The organism is Roseiconus nitratireducens, from assembly GCF_008629675.1.
GTDB lineage: Bacteria > Planctomycetota > Planctomycetia > Pirellulales > Pirellulaceae > Stieleria > Stieleria nitratireducens.
The window spans coordinates 1-8,256 of the sequence record NZ_VWOX01000044.1; the positions used below are offsets into that span (position 1 = coordinate 1).

The 8,256-nt window shown below is 56.9% G+C and carries 5 protein-coding genes; 4 read left to right on the top strand and 1 reads right to left on the bottom strand.

Going from position 1 to position 8,256, the window contains the following annotated elements:
* Positions 1-28: 28 nt before the first annotated feature.
* The 4 genes from FYK55_RS28500 (at position 29) to FYK55_RS28515 (ending at position 7,373) form a co-directional block, all read left to right on the top strand.
* Positions 29-5,173 carry an RHS repeat-associated core domain-containing protein gene (locus FYK55_RS28500; RefSeq protein ID WP_235909042.1) on the top strand — a complete coding sequence of 1,715 codons (5,145 nt, stop codon included), beginning with the start codon at positions 29-31 and terminating at the stop codon, positions 5,171-5,173.
* 22 nt (positions 5,174-5,195) lie between these two features.
* Entirely contained in the window at positions 5,196-5,633 is a 438-nt protein-coding gene (locus FYK55_RS28505; RefSeq protein ID WP_150080019.1) for a hypothetical protein, read from the top strand.
* Positions 5,634-6,421: 788 nt separating this feature from the next.
* Positions 6,422-6,727: a hypothetical protein gene (locus FYK55_RS28510; RefSeq protein ID WP_150080020.1), complete on the top strand. Its 306-nt coding sequence runs from the start codon at positions 6,422-6,424 to the stop codon at positions 6,725-6,727.
* Between the two features lie 97 nt (positions 6,728-6,824).
* Positions 6,825-7,373, top strand: a complete 549-nt coding sequence (locus FYK55_RS28515) for a class I SAM-dependent methyltransferase (RefSeq protein WP_150080021.1) — start codon at positions 6,825-6,827, stop codon at positions 7,371-7,373.
* 18 nt (positions 7,374-7,391) lie between these two features.
* On the opposite strand, the gene FYK55_RS28520 is transcribed toward FYK55_RS28515, so the two are convergent.
* Positions 7,392-8,012: a sigma-70 family RNA polymerase sigma factor gene (locus tag FYK55_RS28520; RefSeq protein ID WP_150080022.1), complete on the bottom strand. Its 621-nt coding sequence runs from the start codon at positions 8,010-8,012 to the stop codon at positions 7,392-7,394.
* Positions 8,013-8,256 lie beyond the last annotated feature (244 nt).

Below are 8,256 nucleotides of genomic sequence, written 5' to 3' on the forward strand. Positions count from 1 at the left end.
TAAGGACGCTGGCGGACAGCTTACCGAGGTGACTGCCTACACCGATGACGACCACATCGCCGCGATCCAGCGCAGCGTCGAACAAGACGGCCAGACGATCACCGAGGCACTGGCCTACGATTACTTCGGCAGTGGAGAGCAGCGCGGCCGACTGCGCCACGTCACGCTGCGGCGCAAGGTTGATGCAGGCGACTGGCAAGATATCCAACGTGCCAAGTACGACTACTACGGCGGTGGCGACAACGGCGGCAGCCTGGGTGATCTTCGCAGGGCGCGTCAGCAGGAACCGACCAGCGGTGGAAACTGGCAAGACAAGAACGTGCATTACTATCGCTACTACACCGCCGGTGAGGCCAAGGGTTTTGAGCACGGATTGAAGTATGTGCTCGAGCCGGAGAGCTACGCGAAGCTTTCCGAAGTGGCCGACCCGCTGACTGCTTCGGACGTGCAGCTTGCCCAGTACGCCGATTACCACTTCCAGTACAACGCCTCCCGTCGTGTGATTAAAGAGACTGTGCAGGCTGGCGCGATGACGTTCGCCTTCGCCTACACGGTCAACAACGACAGCGACGACCGCTACAACCAGTGGCGACGCAAGACGGTCGAAACGCGGCCCGACGGATCGCAGAACATCGTCTTCACCAATTACATCGGTCAGGTGCTCGTCAAAGAGTTCCGCAGCGGTGCGGGAGCGAGTGCCGATCGCTGGATCCAGTCACTACGTTACAATAACGATGGCCGGCTGGTGCAGCGTGCCCAGCCCTCGGCGGTAGTTGACTACGACGAATCGCAAAACGATCTGGCGGTGACGCTTCGCAGTGACGAAGGCGTCATCTATCGAACCGATTACTATTCGGATTCAACCGGCAGCGGCGCGGCCAAGGGCTACGTCAAGGCCGAGAAGGTCAAGCGGGGCAGCGGCGGATCGGCCATCCTGCTGCGATCGATGAAGTACGCTTCACACAGTGTTGGTGGCAACACAGTCCATCCGGTCTCTCACGACATCGTGTACCGCAACGACGACAGCACCGGCAAGGCGACCACGCGGTACGACTACCAGTACCACGCGGACAGTTTTCAGGTTTCTCAGAAGATGACCACGCTGCCGGTCGTGCCGAGCGGCCAAAACGGCGACGGCAGTGTCAACACGCGTACCGAACGCTTTGACATCCACGGCAACCGAACCTGGGTTCGTGATGAACGTGGCACGATCACGCACACGACGTACGATGTTGTCACCGGTGTGGCGACGCGGCAGATCGTCGATGTGGACACCAGCCAAGTCAGCGGTGTACCGGCAGGTTGGACCACGCCGACCGGTGGCGGGCTGCACTTGGTGACCGATTACCAGCACGATGAGCGTGGCCGAATCACTCAAACGCTCGGCCCGGTTCACTCGGCGGAAGTCAATGGAGTGACCCGGCAAGTTCGCCGCGCTCGCTGGCACGTTTACCTTGACGTTGATCATCAGCAGTGGACCGGCCAGGGTTACCACGATGTCTCGGCCGGCACCGACACGCTGGTCGGTCCCGTCTCGATCATCAAGCGAACCCGCAAGGGACAGCCGCTCGAGCAGATTTCTGCGGTGCGAAGTTCATCAGCCGGTAGGTTGACTTCTTCCGACACGTTCACGCAGAGTGATTATGTCCGCTGGACCACTCACCAGTACAGCGACTGCTGCACGCTGATCTCCCAGCGGGTCTACCACACGATCCCCGCCAGCGGTGACGGAACACCAGGCACAAACTACAACGAAACGCAGTTCGGTTACGACACTCTCAAGCGTCGCAACCACACGGTGAATCCCCGTGGCACGATCCGCTCGATCGTCTTCGACGTTCGCGGCCAGCAGATCGCGATGTACGCTGGAACGGATGACACGGGTGCGACCGCCAGCGATCCGACCGGCGGTGGCGCAAATGGCAACGATATGAAGCTGATGAACGAGCAGCAGTATGACTCAGGCACCGACGGTGGTGACGGACTGCTGACACGGGCCACCCAGCACGTTGACGACTCGACCATCCGCGTGACCGACTACGGTTATGACTGGCGAAACCGTCAAACGGTCATCGACGGCGAGCTGGACTTCTACCAAGTCGACACGCACGACAACCTGGACAGGGTGATCAAGACCGAGCGGTTCGACACCAACGCATCGGGCAACCTGGTCAGCCGCGAGAAGATCAAGTTCGACGTTCGAGGGCGCGTCTATCGCCGCATCCGCTTCGCGGTCGATCCGGCCACCGGCAACGTGACCGGCAGCCAGTCACGCGACCAATTCCATGATGCTGGCGGCAACGTCGTGCGGATGGAACCAGCCGGCGCGATGGACTATCAAACCTTCACCTTCGACTCGCTCGGTCGCCGCGTCAAAGAAACCGATCCGCTAAATCACTCCCGCAGCTACGGCTTCGACGATGCCGGTAACGCCGTCACCACGACGGACCAAACCGGCAGCACGTGGACCAAGCGATATGATCCAATCGGCCGACAAGTCGAAGCGGTCACTCCGCTCAGCGAGATCACCGAATACGGTTACAACGATGCTGGCTATCAAACCACCGTCACCAACGGTGCCGGTGAAACATCAACAACGTCCTTCGATGATGCCGGTCGAACCGTCTCAATGACCGATCCGCTGGGCAAGGTGACCAGCTACGTTTACGATGCGGGCGGCAATCAGACTTCCGTCACCGATGCCAACGGCAACACCACGACGACCGACTACGACTACCTTGATCGTCGCGTGAAAGTCACCGACCCGGCCGGTCACGAAACCGAGATGGCGTACAACCGTGCCGGTGAGATGATCCGGCAAACCGACGCTAAGGGCAACGATACGGTTCATTCGTTCGACGCGCTCGGTCGACAATCGAGCGTGACCGATCGCCTGAACCACACGACCACGTTCGCCTACACGGTGCTGGGCCAACTTGAAAGCTTGACCGATGCCGAGAGTCAAACGACCAGCTACGGTTACGATGGCTACGGTCGTCAGAACCAAGTGACTTGGCCCGACCATGTTCCCGGCAGCAGCCCCGGTGATCTGGGTTACGGCTTCATCACGACCGAGCATGATGACCTCGATCGCGTCACACGCACGATCGACCAACTCGGTGACACCATGTCGATGACTTATGACGCGGCCGGTCGACTACTTCGTCGTGATTACCGAACCAGGGCCAACTCGCCGTCGGGCACGATCGCCGACAGCGACGCGTTCACCTACGATGACGCCTCGCGAATGCTGACCGCCACCAGCGGTCGTTACGGTAACACGGTGACGTACGTCTACGACATCGCCGGGCGCAAGCTCAACGAAACACTGTCCATCGGCGGCCAGTCGTACACGACCGATACCCAGTATGACGCCGCCGGGCGGGTCAAAAAGCTGATCTACCCCGACTCCAGCGAAGTGACGCGGACGTACACCGCCCGCGGACAACTAGAAAAACTGGTCACCGGCGGCGTGGATCTGATGAACCGCAGCTATGACGACGGTGGTAGAATGACGTCGAGTGTTTACGACAACGGCGTCAGCGAATCGCGGACTTACAACGTCGACAATACACCTTCGGCGATCAACTTCTCGGGGGCGAGCATCGGCAACCTGTCGTACACCTGGGACGACAACCACAACAAGACATCGGAGACGATCACCGGCACAATGAGCGGATACGGGTTCACAGCAACGTACGACGCCGAGGACAGGCTAACCGGCTGGGACCGCGCTGATGCAGCGCTTGATCAATCGTGGAATCTGACGCCGGTCGGCGACTGGCAGAGCTTCACCGAAAACTCGGTGGTGCAAAACCGCACGCACGGTCCGGCCCACGAACTGACTGCCGCAGCCGGCCAAGCGGTACAGCATGACGCCAAAGGCAACATCACGCTGCTGCCTTCATCCCTCCGTCCTCAGCCTTCCGCCTTCACCTGGGACTTCGATAACCGCCTGAAGTCAGCCGACATTGGCAACAACGGTACCGTGGAGGTTGAATACGAATTCGACGCCTTGGGTCGGCGGGTGGCCCGCACCGAATCGGGCAGCACGACCGTGTTCGTGCAGAACGGCCAACAAACCCTGGCCGACTACGCCTCGGGTGCATCCCCCAGTTCACCGACCTACACGTACATCTGGGGCGACTACATCGACGAGCTTGTCGTTCGCGAAGGCACCGGCGGCCGGCGGTTCTACCACCGCAACGCCCAGTACAGCATCGTCGCACTGACCAACGCGTCAGGCACCATCACCGAACGCTACGCCTACGACGCTTACGGCGACCTGACCATCACCGACGCCTCCGGCACCGTCCGCACCACCTCGGCCGAGTCCAACCGCTACACCTACACCGGACGCGAATGGGACGAAACCCTCGAACTCTATCACTTCCGGGCAAGGATGTACGATCCAAAAGCAGGAAGGTTCCTCGGAAGCGATCCAAAAGAGTACGACGGAGGTTATGCCAACCTCTATATCTATGCAGGCAATCGCAGCCTGCGGTCAAACGATCCCTTTGGGATGGATGATCTGGATCCGACAGGTGGATACGACCATTGTTGGTCGGTCGGCAGTCGAACGCGATTGGATCTTCCCTCGCTGAAATTTGGGAAAATTCCACCGGTACCATCTTGGTGGACTTTAAAAGCAGACATGAAGGTTTCGGCACAGGTCCGTAAGAAGTTTTGCTCGAAGTGTTGCGATGATGGGCGGAAAATCACCGATGACATCACTCAACTCGACATTTCTGGATTTATAAGGGCGGAACTGACTTTGGGACTCGATTTGGACTACCCAACACCATTGGGCGGTAAGCTAAAAGGTTATATCGGTTTCCGTGGGGAAGGTGGAGCCGAGTTCCGAGGTTCGGGAATGCTCAAGACTGATCGATGCAACGGCGTAGAAGATCCTGAAACGATAATCTGTGGGTCTGCTCGCCCAAAAGTGACGGGACGTATCGGCGGTTCGTTGCGGTATCAAACCCGGTGGTGGTCATGGGAGATGGCAACTTTGGAGGGGTTTGCAACCGGCGGCTTCGATTTTAGTTACTGCATGAAATGCACCCTCGACGGATGCACTTATGAATCGCATTCAGTTGGTGAGGTTTACGGGTCGATTGGGTGGCGGGCTTGTTGGTCAGGTGCCTGCTACACCAGTTCGTACAATTTCTAACATCGCAAATAGACTTGGAACGATGAGTTATCGATTCTCGATCTGTCGCAAACGGATGACGGTTCACAGAACCTTCGAGGTTGCGACAGATCAAGACCCGCGTCAGGCAAAGCATTTCAACTGCAGACTTAATAACGGCTTGTATTGCTGGCTCCATTCCTCGTCTGTTGCTCTTGATGTCATTGCCGGAACACTTGTCAATATCGAGTCTGGCGAAATCCTGCTTCAATACAAGGGGCGATCGTCGGGTGCGGCATTGTTCACTGTTGACGGTAAAGAGATCTTATGTACTTCGCCGAAATCCAAGAAAATTGTCGGCCGCTGCGATGGTCGAATTCTTTTTGCGATGGAAGTTCGTTGCGTTTATTCTACAAGTCCGGTCTGCCTCGGCACCGTATCAAACCATATTTTGGTCGACATCCCGCTGGCAGTCTTTTTTTGCACATTTTATGCTGATTGAACTCAAGCCAGCGACACTTAAGCCTGCGGCTGTCAAGAGCTTGACTCTAGTGCAGTTAGCTACTAGAGGATCGTATGAAGATTCGGGAATTTTTAGGTTTCACGAGGTTGCACTCGAACACGCTAACGGTTGCGATGGGAGTTTTGGGATCGGCCGCGATCGTCGCTTCAATCCTGTGGCTTGTTGGTGTGTGGACACCTTGAGATAGAGCCTTGGTGCGACTGCTGGGTTGGCTGACGGATTGAGAACAGTGTCACCGCTCCGACATTCGTCCGCCATCCTGCGGTCATTTTACTTGCTGGGCTCAAGAGATTGCTGTCGCAGGCGATACTGCGGCATCTCAACTGCAATCAGACGATCAAGTGCAACGAAAAGTGACACATCTATTTTGGGTCGGAACTCTGGCGTTCGCTTCTGGGGCTGTGCTTATCCCCTTGTGGCTTCAGACAGCTAATCAATCGTCGGGAGTGACGTCCGCATCGGTGGTGACGGTTGGCGTCGCGATTTTGCTTTGTCTTGTCGCGGCATTCGTATATCAGAAAGCAGTTCAATACATATCCGACCGGTGAAATGAGATTCTTCAGACTTACGGAAGTGTCGGTCGCGTTCGAGGAGGCGGTTTGTTTCAACGCGATTAGTTCCATCTACTTAAGACATGCCGACAATACGATGTGCGACCGTCGGAGAAAGGGTTCACCGCTCCCGCTTTCTCGCTGCTTTCAAAACTCGCGTGGAATTGATGCCGATGCCGTCAATGTCTACCAGAAACACTCAACAACACCTCTTCAATGAACCCCGAAATACTAACCAACGTCCTACTCCAAGTACCTGCGCTCGCCGTGGTTGTGTACCTGGTCATCCATTTTTTCAACTACTTGAAATCCGCTCGCGATGACGAGCGTGAGTTCATGAAGCGGATGGCGAGCGACCAAAGCGACATCATCGAACGAAACACGCGGGCGCTTGTCGAGACGCACCAAATGGCCTACGAGACGCGAGAGACACTCGCCGAAGTTCGCGTCGTCCTCGAACAGCAGATGTCGCGGATGTCTGAATCCGATCCAAGTAACAAACCGAACGACGCAACTACCTAAATGACGAGCCATGTCGAATGGCTCGATTGATCGCGCCGATCGATTTTGGTTGATATCAAGTGACTTGATCACTTGGCAGTTTCAATGAGCGTGTATCATGCGACATTTCTACTCCGAGATTCCCGGTTGGTTCACTTTTTCGAGGTTCTATCGAGAGGTCGTCGCAAGCGCACCCGAGCCGGCCAGGTTCGTCGAGATCGGCGTCTGGAAAGGCCGGTCCACCGCGTTCCTTGGCGTTGAGATCATCAATTCAGCGAAGAGGATTCGACTCGACGTGGTCGACACGTTTCAGGGATCGGACGAATTGGTGCATCAGCAAGATGCCGACTTGGGCCGGCTTGAGCAAGAATTCCGGCGAAACATCGAACCGGTCGCGGCGGTGATTGGCACGATTCGGCCGGAACCGTCCACCGACGCCGCATCGCATTACAGTGATCGTTCGCTGGATTTCGTCTTCATCGATGCGGCCCACGACTACGAAAGCGTCAAGAAGGACATCCAAGCCTGGAAGCCCAAGATCAAACGCGACGGCATTTTTGCCGGCCACGATTACCATCCAGAATGGCCCGGAGTTGTGCAAGCGGTCGACGAGCTTTGCCCGAATCGTACCGTGTTGCGAATGCAGGAATGCTGGGTTGTGCGGTAGGCGTGTGTGAGGCCGGACTCAGTCAAACCGGTAGCCGGTTTGCAGTCGTTCTGCGAGCATTGCCCGACCTTGTGTCCGAGCATAGCGAACTTGGTCGTATGTCAGCTCAATCCGATCGGCGATCTCGCGAATCGACAAACCGCCATAACTCAAGAACATGATTGTCCGAACAGGTTCATCAAGATTGTCGATCGCCATGCGAACGTCAATCTGTTGCTCGATCATCAGTGTGCGTCCACCCACCGGATCGATCTCCAGCGTCAAATCTCTGCCGTGACGGCGGCGAAGCGATCGGATTGCTTCCTTGCACTGACGAAACAGGATGGTTCGCAACCAGCTTGCGAACTCATGGGGTGGGCGATCAAAGTCGTAGCCCAGATCGGTTCGCTTTTGCAATTGTCTTGCCAGCAAGAGCATCGCATCATGGGCCACGTCGTCGCACCACGTGGTCGGTGCGCCACTTTCGATCAGCGACCGTTCGGCGCACGTCCACAGTTGACTGCGGTAGAATTCGTTGTCGATAAAGACGTGCCAGACCGTGGGCCAACTGTTTGACCGGCAAGTAGCGTCGACGAACTCGGTCCGAAGATCTTCCCAAAGTTCGTCCGTGTCCCAGCCGGCCATCGATCCGCCCCGCATTTGGATGTTTGAAACGGCGACAGATGAGAGGGGCAGTTGATGCCCACGCCGCCGAATCAGTCCTATGCATTGACGGAGTAACGAAAGGGAAAGATTCCCCGCAAGAGTGAAATAAAGTTCACGACGGTGACATTCGGGTGGTCGTTCAATCGCGTGCTAACAGTCACGCCTGTTTCCCGACGGGAACTCGTCAATCAAGACCTCGTTGTGAGCGTCTCGCCAACTCTCAAAGCAGACGATCAAT

Excerpts from the sequence above, each read along its gene's own strand:
- FYK55_RS28505 (WP_150080019.1), top strand. The coding sequence starts at position 5,196 with ATGAGTTATCGATTCTCGATCTGTCGCAAACGGATGACGGTTCACAGA.
- FYK55_RS28510 (WP_150080020.1), top strand. The coding sequence starts at position 6,422 with ATGAACCCCGAAATACTAACCAACGTCCTACTCCAAGTACCTGCGCTC.
- FYK55_RS28515 (WP_150080021.1), top strand. The coding sequence starts at position 6,825 with ATGCGACATTTCTACTCCGAGATTCCCGGTTGGTTCACTTTTTCGAGG.
- FYK55_RS28520 (WP_150080022.1), bottom strand. The coding sequence starts at position 8,012 with ATGCGGGGCGGATCGATGGCCGGCTGGGACACGGACGAACTTTGGGAA.